At 69.0% G+C, this 17,950-nt stretch carries 19 protein-coding genes; 8 read left to right on the forward strand and 11 right to left on the reverse strand.

Features of this window, described 5'->3' with window-relative positions; genetic code table 11:
* Window positions 1–2 precede the first annotated feature (2 nt).
* From MMF98_RS09015 to MMF98_RS09050, 8 genes are all read right to left on the reverse strand, one after another.
* Window positions 3–605 carry a Maf family protein gene (locus MMF98_RS09015; protein ID WP_243305942.1) on the reverse strand — a complete coding sequence of 201 codons (603 nt, stop codon included), beginning with the start codon at window positions 603–605 and terminating at the stop codon, window positions 3–5.
* A gap of 46 nt (window positions 606–651) precedes the next feature.
* Window positions 652–1,119: a 23S rRNA (pseudouridine(1915)-N(3))-methyltransferase RlmH gene (rlmH, locus tag MMF98_RS09020; RefSeq protein ID WP_243305943.1), complete on the reverse strand. Its 468-nt coding sequence runs from the start codon at window positions 1,117–1,119 to the stop codon at window positions 652–654.
* A complete protein-coding gene (gene rsfS / locus MMF98_RS09025) occupies window positions 1,116–1,745 on the reverse strand; it encodes a ribosome silencing factor (RefSeq protein ID WP_243305944.1) in 630 nt (209 codons plus the stop codon). The genes rlmH and rsfS overlap by 4 nt, the downstream gene beginning before the upstream one ends.
* Window positions 1,745–2,359 (reverse strand): nicotinate (nicotinamide) nucleotide adenylyltransferase, encoded by a 615-nt coding sequence (gene nadD / locus MMF98_RS09030; protein WP_243305945.1) that lies wholly within the window; start codon window positions 2,357–2,359, stop codon window positions 1,745–1,747. The genes rsfS and nadD overlap by 1 nt, the downstream gene beginning before the upstream one ends.
* Complete coding sequence (gene hemF, locus MMF98_RS09035; protein ID WP_243305946.1) at window positions 2,350–3,264, reverse strand: oxygen-dependent coproporphyrinogen oxidase; 915 nt, start codon at window positions 3,262–3,264, stop codon at window positions 2,350–2,352. Before hemF ends, nadD begins: the two co-directional genes overlap by 10 nt.
* Window positions 3,261–3,842 (reverse strand): 1-acyl-sn-glycerol-3-phosphate acyltransferase, encoded by a 582-nt coding sequence (locus MMF98_RS09040; RefSeq protein ID WP_243305947.1) that lies wholly within the window; start codon window positions 3,840–3,842, stop codon window positions 3,261–3,263. The genes hemF and MMF98_RS09040 overlap by 4 nt, the downstream gene beginning before the upstream one ends.
* 62 nt (window positions 3,843–3,904) lie before the next feature.
* A complete protein-coding gene (gene purD, locus MMF98_RS09045) occupies window positions 3,905–5,197 on the reverse strand; it encodes a phosphoribosylamine--glycine ligase (protein WP_243305948.1) in 1,293 nt (430 codons plus the stop codon).
* Window positions 5,198–5,292: 95 nt separating this feature from the next.
* On the reverse strand, window positions 5,293–6,012 hold the full coding sequence (locus tag MMF98_RS09050; RefSeq protein WP_243305949.1) for a YebC/PmpR family DNA-binding transcriptional regulator: 720 nt from the start codon (window positions 6,010–6,012) through the stop codon (window positions 5,293–5,295).
* A gap of 78 nt (window positions 6,013–6,090) precedes the next feature.
* On the opposite strand from MMF98_RS09050, the gene MMF98_RS09055 reads away from it, so the two are divergent.
* The 6 genes from MMF98_RS09055 (at window position 6,091) to MMF98_RS09080 (ending at window position 12,842) form a co-directional block, all read left to right on the forward strand.
* Complete coding sequence (locus MMF98_RS09055) at window positions 6,091–7,596, forward strand: helicase HerA-like domain-containing protein (protein WP_243305950.1); 1,506 nt, start codon at window positions 6,091–6,093, stop codon at window positions 7,594–7,596.
* Entirely contained in the window at window positions 7,596–8,561 is a 966-nt protein-coding gene (locus tag MMF98_RS09060) for a threo-3-hydroxy-L-aspartate ammonia-lyase (protein WP_243305951.1), read from the forward strand. Before MMF98_RS09055 ends, MMF98_RS09060 begins: the two co-directional genes overlap by 1 nt.
* Window positions 8,562–8,633: 72 nt before the next feature.
* Window positions 8,634–9,911, forward strand: a complete 1,278-nt coding sequence (locus MMF98_RS09065) for a GTP cyclohydrolase II (RefSeq protein WP_243305952.1) — start codon at window positions 8,634–8,636, stop codon at window positions 9,909–9,911.
* On the forward strand, window positions 9,908–11,179 hold the full coding sequence (locus MMF98_RS09070; protein ID WP_243305953.1) for a URC4/urg3 family protein: 1,272 nt from the start codon (window positions 9,908–9,910) through the stop codon (window positions 11,177–11,179). Before MMF98_RS09065 ends, MMF98_RS09070 begins: the two co-directional genes overlap by 4 nt.
* A gap of 31 nt (window positions 11,180–11,210) precedes the next feature.
* Window positions 11,211–11,840 (forward strand): uracil phosphoribosyltransferase, encoded by a 630-nt coding sequence (gene upp / locus MMF98_RS09075; protein WP_243305954.1) that lies wholly within the window; start codon window positions 11,211–11,213, stop codon window positions 11,838–11,840.
* An 81-nt stretch (window positions 11,841–11,921) separates the two neighbouring features.
* Window positions 11,922–12,842 carry a 5'-methylthioadenosine/S-adenosylhomocysteine nucleosidase gene (locus MMF98_RS09080; RefSeq protein WP_243305955.1) on the forward strand — a complete coding sequence of 307 codons (921 nt, stop codon included), beginning with the start codon at window positions 11,922–11,924 and terminating at the stop codon, window positions 12,840–12,842.
* A gap of 111 nt (window positions 12,843–12,953) precedes the next feature.
* Here MMF98_RS09080 and MMF98_RS09085 read toward each other — a convergent pair whose 3' ends face one another.
* Window positions 12,954–13,349, reverse strand: a complete 396-nt coding sequence (locus MMF98_RS09085; protein WP_243305956.1) for a VOC family protein — start codon at window positions 13,347–13,349, stop codon at window positions 12,954–12,956.
* A gap of 165 nt (window positions 13,350–13,514) precedes the next feature.
* On the opposite strand from MMF98_RS09085, the gene MMF98_RS09090 reads away from it, so the two are divergent.
* Window positions 13,515–14,798 (forward strand): amidohydrolase family protein, encoded by a 1,284-nt coding sequence (locus tag MMF98_RS09090; RefSeq protein WP_243305957.1) that lies wholly within the window; start codon window positions 13,515–13,517, stop codon window positions 14,796–14,798.
* Between the two features lie 131 nt (window positions 14,799–14,929).
* On the opposite strand, the gene MMF98_RS09095 is transcribed toward MMF98_RS09090, so the two are convergent.
* Window positions 14,930–16,096, reverse strand: a complete 1,167-nt coding sequence (locus tag MMF98_RS09095) for a mandelate racemase/muconate lactonizing enzyme family protein (RefSeq protein ID WP_243305958.1) — start codon at window positions 16,094–16,096, stop codon at window positions 14,930–14,932.
* Window positions 16,097–16,205: 109 nt separating this feature from the next.
* Here MMF98_RS09095 and MMF98_RS09100 point away from each other — a divergent pair, with 109 nt between their 5' ends.
* Window positions 16,206–17,114 (forward strand): LysR family transcriptional regulator, encoded by a 909-nt coding sequence (locus tag MMF98_RS09100; RefSeq protein WP_341481292.1) that lies wholly within the window; start codon window positions 16,206–16,208, stop codon window positions 17,112–17,114.
* Between the two features lie 66 nt (window positions 17,115–17,180).
* Here the strand turns inward: MMF98_RS09100 and MMF98_RS09105 are convergent, their stop codons facing one another.
* Window positions 17,181–17,948, reverse strand: coding sequence for an enoyl-CoA hydratase-related protein (locus MMF98_RS09105; protein ID WP_243305959.1), 768 nt, complete (start codon window positions 17,946–17,948; stop codon window positions 17,181–17,183).
* Between the last annotated feature and the right edge of the window lie 2 nt (window positions 17,949–17,950).

Below are 17,950 nucleotides of genomic sequence, written 5' to 3' on the forward strand. Positions count from 1 at the left end.
GGTCAGCGCCTGAAGCCGAGAGCCTGGAGCAATTGTGCCGTCTCGAACATCGGCAGGCCCATGATGCCAGAGTAGCTGCCGCTGATGTGCGCAATGAAGGCTGCCGCCCTGCCCTGCACCGCATAGGCACCGGCCTTGCCCAGGGGCTCGCCGCTGGCGACATAGGCCCGCACCTGCGCGGGCGTCAGCGCCGCGAAGGTCACGCGCGAGTCGCTCAGCGCCTCCAGCCGCTGGCGCCCGTGCTGCACGGCCACGGCCGTGAGCACGCGGTGGGTGGAGCCCGACAGTTCGCGCAGCATGCGAGCGGCGTCGCGCGCATCGGCCGGCTTGCCGTAGATCGTGCGGCCCAGGGCCACCGTGGTGTCCGAGCACAGAACGGGTGCCGGCGGCAGGCCGCGCCGACGCAGCCGCTGCAGGGCCGCGTCCAGCTTGAGCCGCGTGACGCGCTTCACGTAAGTGGCCGGGGCTTCGTTCGGCAGCACGGCCTCGATGGCTTCGGCGTCCTCGTCGGCGCCCGGGAGCAGCAATTCGTGGCGAATGCCCATCTGCTCCAGCAACTGGCGGCGGCGCGGGCTCTGCGAGGCGAGGTAGATGAAGTCGGCCATGGTGGAGGCCCGGCACGCCCGATGGCGGGCGCGCCGGACGAGGTGTCTATTCCCGGTGGTAGGGATGGTTGGCGTTGATCGACCAGGCGCGGTAGAGCTGCTCGACCAGCAGCACCCGCACCATGGCATGAGGCAAGGTCAGGTCCGACAGGCGGATGCGCTCATGCGCGGCCTGCCGGAAGGCGGGGTCCAGCCCGTCGGGCCCGCCGATCACCAGCGCCACGTCATCGGCTTCCAGTTGCCAGGTCTTGAGCTTGGCCGCCAGCGCCACGGTGCTGAGCGAGGTGCCGCGCTCGTCCAGCGCCACCACGCGGCAACCCTTCGGAATGGCCGCCTCGATGCGCTCGCGCTCGGCCGCATAGAGGGTTTCGAGGGTCTTGGAGCCGCGCGGCTCGGTCTTGACGGCCTTGAGCTCCACCCGCAGCTCGGGCGGAAAGCGCTTGGCGTAGTCGTCCCAGGCCGTCTGCGCCCAGTCGGGCACGCGCTGGCCGACGGCCACCACCAGCAGCTTCATGCCTTGCGGGCGGCGGTCTTGCTGGCGGGGGTTTTGCGGGCCGGCGCCTTCGCGGCCGCTGTTTTCCGGGCGGGCGTCTTGCCGGGGGCGGCCGCCTTCTTGGCCGCCGGCTTGCGCTTGGGCGGCGCCGTCTTCTTGGCAGCCTGCTCGGCCGCCTTGATCGCGGTCTTGGCGGCGCTGCTGCGGCGGATCGAGGTCTTGGCCGCGGGCTGCTTGGCGGCAGGCTCCTTGGAGGGCGAGGTCAGCACGGGCTTGACCGCGCCGAACTTCAGGCGCACCGGCTTGTCGCCCCAGATTTCCTCGAGATGGTAGTAGGTGCGGATAGCGGGCTGCATGATGTGGGCCACGGCGGCCCCGCAGTCCACGATGATCCATTCGCCGTTTTCCTCACCCTCGATGCGCGGCTTGGGAAAGCCCGCCTCGCGCACCGCGTCGCGCACGCTGGCCGCCAGCGCCTTGGTCTGGCGGTTGGAGGTGCCCGAGGCCACGATGACCCGCTCGAACAGGGGGGACAGATGCTCGGTGTTGAACACCTGGATGTCCTGCGCCTTCACGTCCTCCATGCCATCGACGATGGCGCGCTGGAGTTTCTGGATGTCTTTTTTGGCGGCGGTTTCTGTTGTCATCAAGCGGTTTGGTAGAGGTGATGTTGTTCAATATAGCGCGCAACGGATTCCGGAACCAGATGGGCTATCCCTTGAGCGGCGGCGGCGCGGTGGCGGACTTCGGTGGCGCTCACGGACAAGGCCGGGAGCTGCAGCGCCTGCCAGCGTGCGCCGGCCAGGTTTTGAGGGTCAAACTGGCCTGAGGTCCCCGCTACATGGACGCGTCCAGCTATGGAAATTATAGCAAGCTGCAAAATCTCCTGAAACCGGTGCCAGTTCGGCAGCGCGGCCGCCTGGTCGGCTCCCATGATGAGGAAGAGCTGGGCCTGCGGCTCTGCGGCCTGCAGCTCCTGCAATGTGTCGAAGGTGTAGGTCGGCCCGGCCCGCTGGATTTCCCGGTCGTCCACCACCACCCGCGGCAGGCCCTCGAAAGCGAGCCGCGCCATGGCCAGCCGGTGTTGCGGCGGGCTGAGCCGGTGCGGTTTGTGCCAGGCCTGGCCGGTGGGAAACACGCGCAGTTCGTCCAGCGCCAGTTGCTCCACGGCGGCGCGCACCAGCGCCACATGGGCGTTGTGCGGCGGATCGAAGGCGCCGCCGAAGACGCCCAGCCGCCTGGCGGGCACGGTCACACCCATTCCCGGCGCACCAGGAAGCGGCTGTACAGCGCATCCTCGGGCGAGCCCTTGCGGGTCTTGCGGTTGTAGGCCCAGCTTGCCAGCGGCGGCATGGACATCAGGATCGACTCGGTGCGCCCGCCCGACTGCAGCCCGAAATGCGTGCCGCGGTCCCACACCAAGTTGAACTCGACATAGCGGCCGCGCCGGTAGAGCTGGAAGCTGCGTTCGCGCTCGCCGTAAGGCATGTCCTTGCGGCGGTCCACGATCGGCAGGTAGGCGTCGAGGAACGAATCCCCCACCGAGCTCATCATGGCGAAGCTCAGGTCGAAGCCGAGTTCGGAGAAGTCATCGAAGAACACGCCGCCGATGCCGCGCTGCTCGTCGCGGTGCTTGAGGTAGAAATACTCGTCGCACCATTTCTTGAAGCGCGGGTACTTGTCGGCGCCGAACGGCAGCAGCGCGTTGCGGCACACGCTGTGGAAGTGGATGGCGTCCTCGTCGAAGCCGTAGAACGGCGTGAGGTCCATGCCGCCGCCGAACCAGCACACCGGCTCGCCGCCCGGCGGGGTGGCCGCCAGCATGCGCACGTTCATGTGCACGGTGGGCACATAGGGGTTGCGCGGATGGAACACCAGCGAAACGCCCATGGCCTCGAACGGCGCGCCGGCCAGCTCCGGCCGGTGCTGCGTCGCCGACGGCGGGAGCTGCGCGCCGCGCACGTGCGAAAAGCCGCAGCCGGCGCGCTCGAACACCTGGCCGCCTTCCAGGATCCGGGTGATGCCGCTGCCCTGCAGCGGCTCGCTCCGGCTCTTCTTCCAGGGGTCGGAGGTGAAGCCCGCCGTGCCGTGGTCCACGGCGGCAATGGTGGAGGTGATGCGGTCCTGCAGGTCGAGCAGGTAGTCGCGAACGGTGATGACGCTCATTTCACTATGGTATCGGTTCGGGGAACGGCCGCGTCCAGCAGCCGGATCGGGGCCGCCAGCGCCGGCCTGAGGCCCTCGCGCCCGGCATAGGCCCGCGCGATGCGCTGCAGGTCGGCGCTTTCGTCGCCACCGGGCAGAAAGAATTCGGTCACCCCGACCCGCTTGTGCGCGTAGTCGAGGTAGGCCATGCCCAGCGGCACGCCGGCCTGCAGGGCCAGCCGGTAGAAGCCGCTGCGCCAGCCCGGCAGCAGGCGGCGCGTGCCCTCGGGCGACAGCGCCAGCCAGAAATGCTGGTGCGCCAGCATCTGCTGCGCCATGCCGGCCACCGCACCCCGGGAACTGGTGCGGTCCACCGGCACGCCGCCGACCCAGCGCAGCCAGCGCCCGAACAGCGGCACGCGAAACAGGCTGTCCTTGCCCCAGAAGCGCACCGGCAGGCCGATCGCCCATTTCGCCAGGATGCCGATGCAGAAATCCCAGTTCGAGGTGTGCGGGTAGACCAGCAGCACGCCGCGCGGCGCGGGCAGGCCCCTGAAGTCCACACGCCAGCCGAGCAGGCGCAGCAGCGCGCGTGCCATCCGGCTGCCGCGGAACTGGAGGGCGAACGGCGGCGCCAGCTCGCCGGGCAGCGGAACGGCGCTCAGGATCCGGCCTGCGGCTTGACGGCGCGAAAACCGATGTCGCGGCGGTATTGCGCGCCGTCGAAGTGGATGCGCTGCACCACCTCGTAGGCGCGCTGCTGGGCCGCCTTGACCGAGTCGCCCAGCGCCGTGACGCACAGCACGCGGCCGCCGGACGTGACCGTGGCGCCATCGCGGGCCGCGGTGCCGGCGTGGAACACCACCGCATCGTCCTCGTCGCCCGGCAGGCCGCCGATGACGTCGCCCTTGCGCGGCGCCAGCGGATAGCCGTGCGCGGCCATCACCACGCCCAAGGCGGGGCGGCGGTCCCATTGCAGCTCGAGCTGGTCGAGCCCCTGCGCGGTGGCCGCCATCAGCACGTCGAACAGGTCGGACTTGAGCCGCATCATGATGGGCTGGGTCTCCGGGTCGCCCAGGCGGCAGTTGAACTCCAGCGTCTTGACCTGACCCGACGGGCTGATCATGAGCCCGGCGTAGAGGAAACCGGTGTACGGAATGCCGTCTTTTTCCATGCCCTTGAGCGTCGGCAGGATGACTTCGCGCATGGCGCGCGCATGGATGTCGGGCGTGACGACGGGCGCCGGCGAGTAGGCCCCCATGCCGCCGGTGTTGGGGCCCTGGTCGGCGTCGAGCAGGCGCTTGTGGTCCTGGCTGGTGGCGAGCGGCGTGACGTTCCTGCCGTCGCACAGCACGATGAAGCTGGCTTCCTCGCCGGTAAGGAACTCCTCGATGACGACGCGCGCCCCGCCCTCGTTGTGCGTCACGCCCAGCGTGTTGTCCAGCAGCATGAAGTCGATCGCCTCATGGGCCTCGGCGGCGGTCATCGCCACCACCACGCCCTTGCCGGCGGCCAGCCCGTCGGCCTTGACCACGATGGGCGCGCCCTGCGCGTCCACGTAGGCATGCGCGGCCTGGGCGTCGGAAAAGGTTTCGTAGGCCGCCGTCGGAATGCCGTGGCGCTTCATGAAGGCCTTGGAGAAGGCCTTGGAGCTTTCGAGCTGGGCCGCGGCCTGCGTCGGGCCGAAGATCCGCAGGCCGTGGCGGCGGAACTCGTCCACCACGCCGGCGGCCAGCGGCGCTTCCGGGCCCACCACCGTCAGCGCTATCTTTTCTGTAGCAGCCCATGACCGCAGGGCCTGGACATCCGTGATATTGATGTTCTCAAGCCGGGAATTGAGCGCGGTGCCGCCGTTGCCCGGCGCCACGTAGACCGCCTGCACTTTGGGAGAGGCGCTGAGCTTCCAGGCCAGCGCATGTTCGCGGCCGCCGCCGCCAATAACCAATACTTTCATCGCTCTTCTTTCTCAGGCCACCGCGGAACCGGCTTTGCCGGGCCGCTGGCGGCGCCCCCTGGAGGGGAAGGCGCCGCAGGTGCCTCGGGGGTGGTTCAAATATTTGCGTTGTGGAAGACGTTCTGGACGTCGTCCAGGTCTTCCAGAATGTCGAGCAGCTTCTGCATCCGGGCGGCGTCCTCGCCGGCCAGTTCGATGGTGTTTTCGGGGCGCATCGTGACTTCGGCCACCTCGGGGGTGAAGCCGGCGGCCTCCAGCGCGTTCTTCACGGCTTCGAAGTCGCCGGGGCTGGTCAGCACCTCGATGGCGCCGTCCTCGTCCGCCACCACGTCCTCGGCACCGGCCTCCAGAGCCGCGTCCATCACCTTGTCTTCGCTGGTGCCGGGCGCGAACACCAGTTGCCCGCAGTGCTTGAACTGGAACGCCACCGAGCCCTCGGTGCCCATGTTGCCGCCATGCTTGCTGAACGCATGGCGCACCTCGGCCACGGTGCGGACCTTGTTGTCCGTCATGGTGTCCACGATGATCGCGGCGCCGCCGATGCCATAGCCCTCGTAGCGGATTTCCTCATAGTGCACGCCTTCGAGGTTGCCGGTGGCCTTGTCGATGTTGCGCTTGACGGTGTCGGCCGGCATGTTGGCGGCCTTGGCCTTCTCAACGGCCAGCCGCAGGCGCGGGTTGGCGGACAGGTCGCCGCCGCCCTGGCGCGCCGCCACCATGATTTCGCGGATCACGCGCGTCCAGACCTTCCCCCGCTTCTCATCCTGGCGCCCCTTGCGGTGCTGAATATTCGCCCATTTGCTGTGGCCAGCCATAGGAATCCTCTGGTATTGATTTAATCTACAGACTCCGATTTTACTTTTCCACCTCCAGGAAGCCCGAGGAACCCCGATATGGCCGAGCCGCTGCTGATTGCCAAGAACGCCACCACCGAGTGCCTGCTGCTGCCGGGCCTCGCCAACCGCCACGGCCTGATCACCGGCGCCACCGGCACCGGCAAGACCGTCACCCTGCAGACGCTGGCCGAGAACTTCTCGAACATCGGCGTGCCGGTGTTCATGGCCGACGTCAAGGGCGACCTGGCCGGCATCAGCCAGGCCGGCCGCATCGGCGACAAGCTGGCCGCTACGCTCAAGGAGCGCGGCATCGAGCCGCCGCAGCCGCAGGCCTGCCCCGCCACGCTGTGGGACGTGTTCGGCGAGCAGGGCCACCCGGTGCGCGCCACCATTTCCGACATGGGCCCGCTGCTGCTGGGCCGCATGCTCAACCTCAACGACACCCAGGCCGGCGTGCTGAACCTGGTGTTCAAGATCGCCGACGACAACGGCCTGCTGCTGCTCGACCTGAAGGACCTGCGCGCCATGCTGCAGCACGTGGGCGACCACGCCAGCCAGTTCACCACCGAGTACGGCAACATCAGCCCGGCCAGCATCGGCGCGATCCAGCGCGGGCTGCTGCAAATTGAAACCCAGGGCGGCGACAAGTTCTTCGGCGAGCCCATGCTCAACATCGGCGACCTGATGCAGACGGTCGACGGCAAGGGCGTCATCAACATCCTGGCGGCCGACAAGCTGATGAACGCGCCGCGCCTGTACGCCACCTTCCTGCTGTGGCTGCTGTCGGAGCTGTTCGAGCACCTGCCCGAGATCGGCGACCCGGAGGCGCCGAAGCTGGTGTTCTTCTTCGACGAGGCGCACCTGCTGTTCAACGACGCGCCCAAGGCGCTGCTCGAGCGCATCGAGCTGGTGGTGCGCCTGGTGCGCTCCAAGGGCGTGGGCGTGTATTTCGTGACGCAGAACCCGCTAGACGTGCCCGACACCGTGCTGGCCCAGCTCGGCAACCGGGTGCAGCATGCCCTGCGCGCCTTCACCCCGCGCGACCAGAAGGCCGTCAAGGCCACGGCCCAGACCATGCGCCAGAACCCGGGCCTGGACATCGAGACCGCCATCACCGAACTCGCCGTGGGCGAGGCGCTGGTGAGCCTGCTCGATGCCAAGGGCCGGCCCGGCGTCACCGAGCGCGTGTTCGTGCTGCCGCCGGGCAGCCAGATCGGCCCGGTCACCCCAGAGCAGCGCCAGGCGCTGATGCAGGGCTCCCTGGTGGCCGGCGTCTACGAAACGATGGTGGACCGCGAATCGGCCTACGAAAAACTCAAGGGCCGGGCCGAGAACGCGCCAGCCCCGGGCCCGGCGGGCGCCGGCGGACAGGCAGCGCAGGACGGCGGCGGCCTGCTGGGCGGCCTGGGCGACGTGTTGTTCGGCTCCACTGGGCCGCGCGGCGGCAAGCGCGACGGCCTGGCGCAGGCCATGGCCAAATCGGCCGTGCGCACCATGGGCACCACCGTGGGCCGCGAAATCATCCGCGGCGTGCTCGGTAGCATTTTTGGAAAGAAGCGCTGATGGCCCTGCAACTGCCCACCTACGACGACGTGGCCGCCGCGGCCCGGCGGCTCGAAGGCCACGCGCATCGCACGCCGGTGCTGCGCTCCAGCACGGCCGATGCCCTGCTCGGCGCCCGGCTGTTCTTCAAGTGCGAGAATTTCCAGCGCATGGGCGCCTTCAAGTTCCGCGGCGCCTTCAACGCGCTGGCCCAGTTCACGCCCGGGCAGCGCCGCGGCGGCGTGCTGGCGTTCTCCTCGGGCAACCATGCCCAGGCCATTGCGCTGTCGGCCCGCCTGCTGGGCATGCCGGCCGTCATCGTGATGCCGCAGGACGCGCCCGCGGCCAAGCTCGCGGCCACCCGCGGCTACGGCGCCGAGGTCGTGACCTACGACCGCTTCACCGAAGACCGCCAGGCGCTCAGCGAGCGGCTGGCCGCCGAGCGCGGCATGACGCTGATCCCGCCGTTCGACCACCCCCATGTGCTGGCGGGCCAGGGCACGGCGGCCCAGGAGCTGTTCGACGAGGCCGGCGAACTCGATCACCTGTTCGTGTGCCTGGGCGGCGGCGGCCTGCTGTCGGGCTGCGCGCTGGCCGCGCGGGCACTGTCGCCGCACTGCAAGGTCTATGGCGTCGAGCCCGAGGCCGGCAACGACGGCCAGCAGTCGCTGCGCGCCGGCAGGATCGTGCACATCCCCACGCCCCGCACCCTCGCCGACGGCGCGCAGACCCAGCACCTGGGCGAGTACACCTTCGGCATCATCCGCCGCGACGTGGACGACATCCTCACCGTGAGCGACGCGCAGCTGGTGGAGAGCCTGCAGTTCTATGCCGAGCGCATGAAGATGGTGGTCGAGCCCACGGGCTGCCTGTCGCTGGCCGGCGCCCGGCATGGCGGCGTGGACCTGCGCGGCGCCCGCGTCGGCGTGATCATCAGCGGCGGCAACGTGGACTTGCCGCGCTACGGCGAGCTTCTGGCCCATTGACCGCGGGGCTTTGGGCGCGGGGCTTGTCAGCCCCCGGGCAGATCGGTACATTGCATTTTTTGAGGATATGCCATGTCTGCTGAAGCTGCCTCCAAGGCCACGGGCCCTGCCTCCCCCGCCAGCCATATCCGGCTGACCTCCCATTCCGGCGGCTTCGGCGCGCTGCCGATCCATTGGGGCACGGCCACCGCCGCCGAGCGCGGCCCGGTGGTCGGCACCACCACGCGGCGCGCCCACCGCAACGTGATCGGCACCCACAGCGGCTCCTACAGCGTGTACCGCGCGCTGGCCGTGGCGGCGGGCGCGCTCAATCCCAAGCACAAGGCCGACCTCACCAACACCGCGCCGACCGACGCGCTCGGCCCCTACCCGCAGTGGAGCGAGCCCGGCAAGATCGTCTCGCTCGACCCCTGGGGCGCCACGGTGGCGGACGTCTTTGCCGGCGAGCTGGCCGCCGGCTACGACATCCGCCCCACCATCGCGGTGACCAAGGCCCACGTGATCCTGCCCGAGGTGATCGAGGCGCTGCAGACCGGCCGCCTGCAGGCCGACGGCAAGTTCCTGACCCCCGGCGGCGCGGCCCTGGTGACCAAGGCGGCGATCGAGCCGGTCTGGTACCTGCCCGGCGTGGCCCGGCGCTTCGGCTGCACCGAGGCCGACCTGCGGCGCGTGCTGTTCGAGGAAACCGGTGGCATGTACCCCGAGCTCGTCACGCGCTCCGACCTCGAGGTGTTCCTGCCACCGATCGGCGGGCAGACCGTCTACATCTTCGGCAACCCGCGCGACCTGGCCAACCCGGCCGTGGAGCTGACGGCGCGCGTGCACGACGAATGCAATGGCTCGGACGTGTTCGGCTCCGACATCTGCACCTGCCGGCCCTACCTCACGCACGCCATCGAGGAATGCATCCAGGGCGCGCAGCGCGGCGGCGTCGGGCTGATCGCCTACTCGCGCAAGGAAGGCCGGGCGCTGGGCGAGGTCACCAAGTTCCTGGTCTACAACGCGCGCAAGCGCCAGGTCGGCGGCGACACGGCCGACCAGTACTTCGCCCGCACCGAATGCGTGGCCGGCGTGCAGGACATGCGCTTCCAGGAGCTGATGCCCGACGTGCTGCACTGGCTGGGCGTGCGCAAGATCCACCGCCTGGTCTCGATGAGCAACATGAAATACGACGCCATCACCGGCTCGGGCATCGAGGTCGGCGAGCGCGTCAATATCCCCGACGCATTGATCCCGGCCGACGCGCGCGTGGAGATGGACGCCAAGATGGCCGCCGGCTACTTCACCCCGGGCCCGGTGCCCGATGCCGAAGAACTGCGCAAAGCCAAGGGCCGGGAGCTCGACCCATGAGGGGCACCGAAGCCACCAGCGACCCGCAGCGCCCCGAAGGCGCGGCCGCCCTGCTGCGCACCACGCAGACGATCCGCGAACGCGCCCAGGCGCTGCTGGCCCGCGCGCGCGCCGGCCAGTCGGCCTGGTTCGCCGTGGACGATGCCGCCCTCGACGGCGCCGCGGCGCAGGTGGCGGCGGTCACGCGGGCCCGCTACCCGCACCTGCGGATTCCGTACCACAGCCGCTGGCGCCACTTCGAGGCCGGCGGCATCGACCGCCGGGCCGAGCTCGACCGCCAGCTGGGCGACGCGCATCCGTCCGAGCGCGCCCGAGCCTACATCGACCTCGCCGTGGTCAGCGTGCTGCTCGACGCCGGCGCCGGGCCGCAGTGGCGCTACGCCGAGCCGGCCAGCGGCCAGAGCTTCACGCGCTCCGAAGGCCTGGGCGTGGCGAGCTTCCACGCCTTCATGGCCGGCATGTTCTCCAGCGACATGAACCATCCGCTGCGCGCCGACTCGGTCGGGCTGCGCGCGCTGACGGCCGACCGGCTCGCCGAGGCATTCCAGGCCGGCGCGGCCAACCCGCTGGTCGGGCTGGAGGGCCGCGTGCTGCTGCTGCGCCGGCTCGGCGAGGTGCTGCACGAGCAGCCCGAGGTGTTCGGCGCCGACGCGGCGCGGCCGGGCGGCCTGTTCGACATGCTGATCAAGCCCTACGGCCCCGACACGCCGCCCACGGCCGACGTGGCCGCGCATGACATCCTGTCGCAGCTGCTGATGTCGCTGTCGCCGATCTGGCCCGCGCACAACGCCATCGGCGGGTTGCCGCTGGGCGACTGCTGGCGGCATGCGGCCGTGCGCGGCGACGGCCTGACCGACGGCTGGATGCCCTTTCACAAGCTGTCGCAATGGCTCACCTATTCGCTGATCGAGCCGTTCCAGTGGGGCGGCGTCCAGGTGCGCGGGCTGGACGCGCTGACCGGCCTGCCCGAGTACCGCAACGGCGGGCTGATGCTCGATGCCGGCGTGCTGCGCCTGCGCGACGCGGCCCAGGCCGCCCGCCCGCACGCGGCCGGCGACGAATTCATCGTCGAATGGCGGGCCCTCACGGTGGCCCTGCTCGACGAGCTCGCCCCCCGGGTGCGCCAGCAGTTAGGATTGGCCGCTTCGCAGATGCCGCTGGCCTGCGTGCTCGAAGGCGGCACCTGGGCCGCCGGCCGGGTGCTGGCACAGCGCCTGCGGGGCGGGCTGCCGCCCCTGCAGATCGACAGCGACGGAACCGTTTTTTAAAGTCAAGAGAAGAAAAGGCACAAGAACCGCCATGAGCAATATTCACGTGATCGACCACCCGCTGGTGCAGCACAAGCTGACGCTGATGCGCAAGAAGGAAGCCAGCACCAACAGCTTTCGCCGCCTGCTCAACGAACTCAGCAGCCTGATGGCCTACGAGGTCACGCGCGACATGCCGATGCAGGACCTGGTGATCGAGACCCCGATGGAAACCATGACCGCCAAGGTCATCGACGGCAAGAAGCTGGTGTTCGTCTCCATCCTGCGCGCCGGCAACGGCATCCTGGAAGGCATGCTCAACGTGGTGCCCGGCGCCCGCGTGGGCCACATCGGCCTGTACCGCGACCCGAAAACGCTGGTGGCCGTGGAGTACTACTTCAAGATGCCGCAGGACATGCACGAGCGCGACATCATCGTGGTCGACCCGATGCTGGCCACCGGCAACTCGGCCATCGCCGCCGTGGAGCGGCTCAAGGAACTCAACCCCAAGTCGATCAAGTTCGTCTGCCTGCTGACCTGCCCCGAAGGCGTTGCCGCCCTGCAGAAAGCCCATCCCGACGTGCCGATCTACACCGCGGCGATCGACCGCCAGCTCAACGACCACGGCTACATCCTGCCGGGCCTCGGCGATGCCGGCGACCGCATTTTTGGAACGAAATAGGCCCGATGTCCTTGTCGGCTGGTCATTTGTAGCTACATTTTCGATAGCAACCACCACTCCCCCGCGCCTGAAGGAGGCCGCATGAAACCGTTCGCCCGACTGCTGGCCGCGTGCTGCCTGGCCGCCACCGCCCTGCTGCCCGCCCAGGCCGCGCCCTGGCTCGACGAAACGCCGCGCGTCGCGGTGATCTCGGCCTTCCAGCCCGAGCTGGCGCTGCTGCTGTCCCGGCTCGAGCAGCCGCGCACCCAGAGCGTCAACGGCGTGGACTTCACCACCGGCACGCTGCAGGGCAAGCCCGTGGTGCTGTTCCTGAGCGGCATCAGCATGACCAATGCCGCGATGAACACGCAGCTCGCGCTGGACCGCTTCAAGGTCACGCACCTGGTGTTCAGCGGCATCGCCGGCGGCGTGAACCCCGCGCTGCACATCGGCGACGTGACCGTGGCCCAGCGCTGGGGCCAGTACCTCGAAGTGCTGATGGCACGCGAAACCGCACCCGGCCGCTATGCGCCGCCACCCTGGATGGCCGGCGAGCTGACACGGCCCCACTTCGGCATGATGTTCCCGCGCCCGGTGGGCGTGCGCTCGGCCGGCCGCACGGGAGAAGAAAAGAAATTCTGGTTCGACGCCGACCCGCAGTTGCTGGCCCTGGCCCGCAGCATCCAGGACACGGCGCTGGCCGACTGCGACGCCGCGCAGAAATGCCTGGCGAACAAGCCGCGCGTGGTGGTGGGCGGCAACGGCGTCTCGGGCCAGGCCTTCGTGGACAACGCAGCCCTGCGCGACTACGCCTTCCAGACCTTCGAGGCCAACGTGCTCGACATGGAAACCGCCGCCACCGCCATGGTGGCCTACAGCAATGGCGTGCCCTTTATCGCCTTCCGCTCACTCAGCGACCTGGCCGGCGGCGGCCCCGGCGAGAACGAGATGGGCACCTTCCTCAAGGTGGCGGCCGACAACTCGGCCAAGGTGCTGCTGGCCTTCCTGGCCGCCTGGAAGTAAACCCGGCAGCACGAGCGCCACCATGCCCTCGCCCGGCGCCCTGCCCGCCCCGGTGCTGGCCCGCTGGCAGCACCACAGCCGGGAGGCCAGTGCCACTGTGGCCGCCAGCGGCTACGCCTGAGCCGGTGGCACCATCGGCGTGCACAGCTCCACCAGCACTTCGTTGCGATCGGCCACATAGGCCACGGTCTGGCCCCAGGACATCTGTTCCGGTGCCTGCACCAGCCGCGCGCCGGCAGACACCGCGCGGGCCACCGCGGCAGCCACGTCGGGAGTGGTGAAGGCGATCTCGAAGCACGGCGCACCGGCGCTGGCGCGCTGCGGGTTCTTGCCCAGCTGCGCCATCAGCTTCAGCGAGGAAAAGGCCAGCGCGGTGCTACCGGTTTCCAGTTCGCCATAGTCGCCTCCCTCATGCAGGAAGCGGCGTTGCAGGCCAAAAGCGGCCTCATAAAAAGTGATGGTCTGCGCCACGTCCTCGACGTAGATGATGGTGTAGCCGAATTGCATGAAAAAAACTCCGCTGGAAAAAGATGATGACCGGCCCGAAGCATAAGCCGGACGGCCCGCCCGGTCTTGAACAAAGCCGACAGCGGCACTGGCCAGGCTCATGCCTCGCCCCCTACACTGGATGGACCACGCTGCCCCCGCACAATCCCACCCGAGGCTCCGACCATGCTCGACCTGCTCATCACCAACGCCAGCCTGCCCGATGGGCGCCGCAACATGTCCGTGGCCGTGCAGGACGGCCGCATCGCCGAGCTGCGCGAAGGCCTGCAGGCCCCGGCCCACGACACGCTGGACGCGCAGGGCCGGCTGCTGGCGCCGCCCTTTGTCGACCCGCATTTCCACATGGACGCCACCCTCAGCTACGGCCTGCCGCGCGTCAACGAAAGCGGCACGCTGCTCGAAGGCATTGCGCTGTGGGGTGAGCTGAAACCACTGCTCACGGCCGACGCCCTCATCGAACGCGCCCTCGCCTACTGCGACTGGGCCGTGGCCCAGGGCCTGCTGGCCATTCGCAGCCATGTGGACACGAGTGACGCCAGCCTGCTGGCGGTGGACGCCTTGCTGGAAGTGAAGAGGCAGGTCGCGCCCTACATCGACCTGCAACTGGTGGCCTTCCCGCAGGACGGCGTGCTGAGAACCCAAGGCGGCATGGACAACCTCAAGCGCGCGCTAGCCAAGGGCCTGGACGTGGTCGGCGGCATCCCGCACTTTGAACGCACCATGGCCGACGGCGCCGCCAGCGTCAGGCTACTCTGCGAGCTGGCCGCCGAGCACGGCCTGCTGGTCGACATGCACTGCGACGAGAGCGACGACCCGCTCTCGCGCCACATCGAGACCCTGGCCTCTGAGGCCCAGCGCCTGGGCCTGCAGGGCCGCGTGACGGGCAGCCACTGCACCTCCATGCACAGCATGGACAACTACTACGTGAGCAAGTTGATTCCGTTGATCGCCGAGAGCCGCGTCAGCGTCATCGCCAACCCGCTCATCAACATCACCCTGCAGGGCCGGCACGACAGCTACCCTAAACGCCGCGGCATGACCCGCGTGCCCGAACTCATGGCCGCCGGCGTGACGGTGGCCTTCGGCCACGACTGCGTGATGGACCCCTGGTACAGCCTGGGCAGCGCCGACATGCTCGACGTGGCCCACATGGGCTTGCACGTGGCGCAGATGACCAGCCAGGCCGGCATGCGCGCCTGCTTTGACGCGGTGACCACCCAGGCCGCGAAGGTGATGCACCTGCAGGGCTACGGGCTGGCGCCGGGCTGCGAAGCCAGCTTCGTGCTGCTGCAGGCGCGCGACACCGTCGAGGCGATCCGGCTCCGGGCGAACCGCTTGAAGGTTTGGAAGAAGGGAAAACTCGTGGCGGAGACGCCGGAGACGGCCGCACAGTTGCGGGTGCCTGGACGGCCCGCCGCAGTTTCCTTCTTCAGTCCGGAACGCCGTTAGAGGTGTGGTCACCACCCGCAACGCATGAAAACAGACACCGCCCAGGCAAGGGCCACCGCGGAACCGGCTTTGCCGGGCCGCTGGTGGCGCCCCCTGGGGGGAGGCGCCGCAGGCGCTTCGGGGGGATCACTTCAAGCTGAAAGCGCCTGCATCTCCCGGTACAGGTCGGCCTTGTCTTCGAAGCCGATGCCCGGCAGATCCGGCAAGGTGACGTGGCCGTTCTCCACCTTCACGCCGTCGGGGAAGCCGCCGAACGGCTGGAACAGGTCGGGGTAGCTTTCGTTGCCGCCCAGGCCCAGGCCCGCCGCGATGTTGAGCGACATCTGGTGGCCGCCGTGGGGAATGCAGCGGCTGGCCGACCAGCCGTGTTCCTTGAGCATGTCCAGCGTGCGCAGGTATTCCACCAGGCCGTAGCTCAAAGCGCAGTCGAACTGCAACCAGTCCCGGTCCGCACGCATGCCGCCGTAGCGGATCAGGTTGCGCGCGTCCTGCATGGAGAACAGGTTCTCGCCCGTTGCCATGGGGTTCTTGTAGTAGTTGCGCAGCGTGGCCTGCAGCTCGAAGTCCAGCGGGTCGCCCGCCTCCTCGTACCAGAACAGGTCGTACTGCGAGAGCGCCTTGGCATAGGCGATGGCCGTGTCCAGGTCGAAGCGGCCGTTGGCGTCCACGCACAGCTTCTGCCCGTCCTGCAGTACGCTCAGGATCGAATCGATGCGGCGCAGGTCTTCGTCCAGCGAGGCGCCGCCGATCTTCTTCTTGACCACGGTGTAGCCGCGGTCGATGTAGCTGCGCATCTCGTCCTTGAGCTTGCCGTGGTCCTGGCCCGGGTAGTAGTAGCCGCCAGCGGCATAGACAAAAATCCTGCGGTCGGGCTGGCCGTTGCCGTAGCGGTCCGCCAGCAGCTGGAACAAGGGCTTGCCCTCGATCTTGGCCACGGCATCCCACACCGCCATGTCGATGGTGCCGATGGCCACGGAGCGCTCGCCGTGGCCGCCGGGCTTCTCGTTGGTGAACATCGCGGCCCAGATCCTGTGCGGATCGAGGTTGTTGCCGCTATCGTCCAGCAGCGACTCGGGCTTCGCCTCCATCACGCGGGGAATGAAGCGCTCGCGCATCAGCTTGCCCTGGCCATAGCGGCCGTTGGAATTGAAGCCGTAGCCGACCACCGGCTTGCCATCGCGCACGACGTCGGTGATGACGGCCACCAGGCTCAGCGTCATCTTGCTGAAGTCGATGTAGGCATTGCGGATGGGGGAGCTGATGGGGATGGTTTTCTCGCGGATGTCGACGATCTTCATGGAGGGGTTTCCTTGGGAGCTTGGAGCGGTGAGTTCGTATGATCTTCAAAGGCGCTCTCCAGCGCCAATGCTCTTTTTCTTGTTTTCCATGCCCTGAAAGCACCGCCGTATGACCCCGATGAATTTCTCCTGGCTTGAGGACTTTCTGGCGCTGGCGGCGAGCGGAAACTTCTCGCGCGCCGCGGAGGAACGGCACATGACGCAGCCGGCCTTCAGCCGGCGCGTGCGCGCGCTGGAGGAATGGGTGGGCACCGAGCTGTTCGACCGCACCAGCCAACCCGCCACCTTGACGCCCGCCGGTGAATGGTTTCGCACCAGCGCGCACGACCTGCTGGCGCGCGTGGCGCGGGTACCGGGCGAGGCGCGCGCCGTGGCCGAGGCACACTCGACGACCCTGCGCTTTGCCGCCACGCACGCGCTGTCCTTCACCTTCATGCCGGGCTGGCTGCGGGCGCTCGAGCAGCGCACCCGCGTGGGGCCGGTCAGCCTGGTGTCCGACGTGCTGCAGCGCTGCGAGGCGATGCTGCTGCACAGCCAGGTCCAGTTCGTGCTGTGCCACGCGCACCCCCAGGCCCCCGGCGAACTGCAGGCCCAGGACTACCCTTCCGTCTGCGTCGGCAACGACGTCCTCGTGCCGGTGTCGGCACCGGGCGCTGATGGCGCCGCCCGCCATTCGCTGTCACCGGCCAGCGCGTCGGCGCCGGTGCCGATCCTGAGCTACAGCCCGGAGTCGGGCATCGGGCAGATCCTGCGCGAGGTGCGGGGCCCGGCACTGGCGCACTCCGCAACGCACAACGTCTTCACCGCGCATCTGGCTTCGGTGCTGCGAACCATGGCGCTGGACGGGCGCGGCATCGCCTGGCTGCCGCAGACATTGATTGCCGACGACTTGGCCAGCGGCCGCCTGGTCGAGGCGGCGCCGGACGGACGCATCGCCGTGGAACTGCGCCTGTTCCGCGACCGCGCGCCGCTGGGCCAGGCGGGTGAGGAATTCTGGACAGCCGTGTGCGCCGGGTAAGCCCGGCCGCCCCACCCAGAGGCCGAGGCCAGTCGGAAGCCGATGCCGTCCGCCGCCAACGCCGGGCTACGGCTTCTTGCTGAAGGCCTCGATGGCCTGCTTGTGGAACGGCGTGCCGAAGCACTCTTTCTCCAACGCCAGCGAGGTATCCAGCACCAGGCTCACGGCATCGCGCACCAGCTTGTTCACCGACAGCTTGGTCGATCGGACGGCGGGGCGGGAGCCCTGTGCCAGCCGTTTCGCCAGCGCCTGGGCCGCGGGCAGCACCTCGCTGGCGGGCAGCACCTTGTTGACCAGGCCGATGCGCTCGGCCTCGGTGGCCGTGAGGCTGTCGCCCGTCATGAGGTACTCCTTGGCGCGAGCCGGCCCCACCAGCAGCGGCCAGATGGCCGCGCCGCCGTCACCGGCGGTGATGCCGACGCGCACGTGCGGGTCGGCGATCTTGGCGCCCTCGGCCACGTAGACCACGTCGCAGAACAGCGCCAGCGTGGCCCCCAGGCCGGCAGCGGCGCCGTTCACGGCCGCGATGATGGGCTGCGGCAGATCGACCAGGTCCACGATGATCTTGCGGGCCTCGACGAACAGCGTGTCGAGCTGCGGCCCGGTGATGGTGCGGAACCACTCCAGGTCGCCGCCGGCGGAGAAGGCGCGGCCTTCGCCCGTCAGCACCACCGCATCGACGGTGCTGTCAGCGGCGATATCCGCGAACACGCGCGACAGCTCCGTGTGCAGCTGGCTGCTGACGGCATTGAGCGTTTGCGGGCGATTCAGCTTGACCGTCAGGACGGCGCCATCCTGGCTGAAGGCCAGGGTCTCGTAGGAAGAGTGGTTCATGA

Source organism: Variovorax terrae, from assembly GCF_022809125.1.
In the GTDB taxonomy this organism is placed as follows: domain Bacteria; phylum Pseudomonadota; class Gammaproteobacteria; order Burkholderiales; family Burkholderiaceae_C; genus Variovorax_A; species Variovorax_A terrae.

What these genes read in the sequence shown, in the direction of transcription:
- MMF98_RS09015 (WP_243305942.1), bottom strand. Translation starts at nt 605, where the DNA reads ATGGCCGACTTCATCTACCTCGCCTCGCAGAGCCCGCGCCGCCGCCAG.
- rlmH (WP_243305943.1), bottom strand. Translation starts at nt 1,119, where the DNA reads ATGAAGCTGCTGGTGGTGGCCGTCGGCCAGCGCGTGCCCGACTGGGCG.
- rsfS (WP_243305944.1), bottom strand. Translation starts at nt 1,745, where the DNA reads ATGACAACAGAAACCGCCGCCAAAAAAGACATCCAGAAACTCCAGCGC.
- nadD (WP_243305945.1), bottom strand. Translation starts at nt 2,359, where the DNA reads ATGGGTGTGACCGTGCCCGCCAGGCGGCTGGGCGTCTTCGGCGGCGCC.
- hemF (WP_243305946.1), bottom strand. Translation starts at nt 3,264, where the DNA reads ATGAGCGTCATCACCGTTCGCGACTACCTGCTCGACCTGCAGGACCGC.
- MMF98_RS09040 (WP_243305947.1), bottom strand. Translation starts at nt 3,842, where the DNA reads ATGGCACGCGCGCTGCTGCGCCTGCTCGGCTGGCGTGTGGACTTCAGG.
- purD (WP_243305948.1), bottom strand. Translation starts at nt 5,197, where the DNA reads ATGAAAGTATTGGTTATTGGCGGCGGCGGCCGCGAACATGCGCTGGCC.
- MMF98_RS09050 (WP_243305949.1), bottom strand. Translation starts at nt 6,012, where the DNA reads ATGGCTGGCCACAGCAAATGGGCGAATATTCAGCACCGCAAGGGGCGC.
- MMF98_RS09055 (WP_243305950.1), top strand. Translation starts at nt 6,091, where the DNA reads ATGGCCGAGCCGCTGCTGATTGCCAAGAACGCCACCACCGAGTGCCTG.
- MMF98_RS09060 (WP_243305951.1), top strand. Translation starts at nt 7,596, where the DNA reads ATGGCCCTGCAACTGCCCACCTACGACGACGTGGCCGCCGCGGCCCGG.
- MMF98_RS09065 (WP_243305952.1), top strand. Translation starts at nt 8,634, where the DNA reads ATGTCTGCTGAAGCTGCCTCCAAGGCCACGGGCCCTGCCTCCCCCGCC.
- MMF98_RS09070 (WP_243305953.1), top strand. Translation starts at nt 9,908, where the DNA reads ATGAGGGGCACCGAAGCCACCAGCGACCCGCAGCGCCCCGAAGGCGCG.
- upp (WP_243305954.1), top strand. Translation starts at nt 11,211, where the DNA reads ATGAGCAATATTCACGTGATCGACCACCCGCTGGTGCAGCACAAGCTG.
- MMF98_RS09080 (WP_243305955.1), top strand. Translation starts at nt 11,922, where the DNA reads ATGAAACCGTTCGCCCGACTGCTGGCCGCGTGCTGCCTGGCCGCCACC.
- MMF98_RS09085 (WP_243305956.1), bottom strand. Translation starts at nt 13,349, where the DNA reads ATGCAATTCGGCTACACCATCATCTACGTCGAGGACGTGGCGCAGACC.
- MMF98_RS09090 (WP_243305957.1), top strand. Translation starts at nt 13,515, where the DNA reads ATGCTCGACCTGCTCATCACCAACGCCAGCCTGCCCGATGGGCGCCGC.
- MMF98_RS09095 (WP_243305958.1), bottom strand. Translation starts at nt 16,096, where the DNA reads ATGAAGATCGTCGACATCCGCGAGAAAACCATCCCCATCAGCTCCCCC.
- MMF98_RS09100 (WP_341481292.1), top strand. Translation starts at nt 16,206, where the DNA reads ATGACCCCGATGAATTTCTCCTGGCTTGAGGACTTTCTGGCGCTGGCG.
- MMF98_RS09105 (WP_243305959.1), bottom strand. Translation starts at nt 17,948, where the DNA reads ATGAACCACTCTTCCTACGAGACCCTGGCCTTCAGCCAGGATGGCGCC.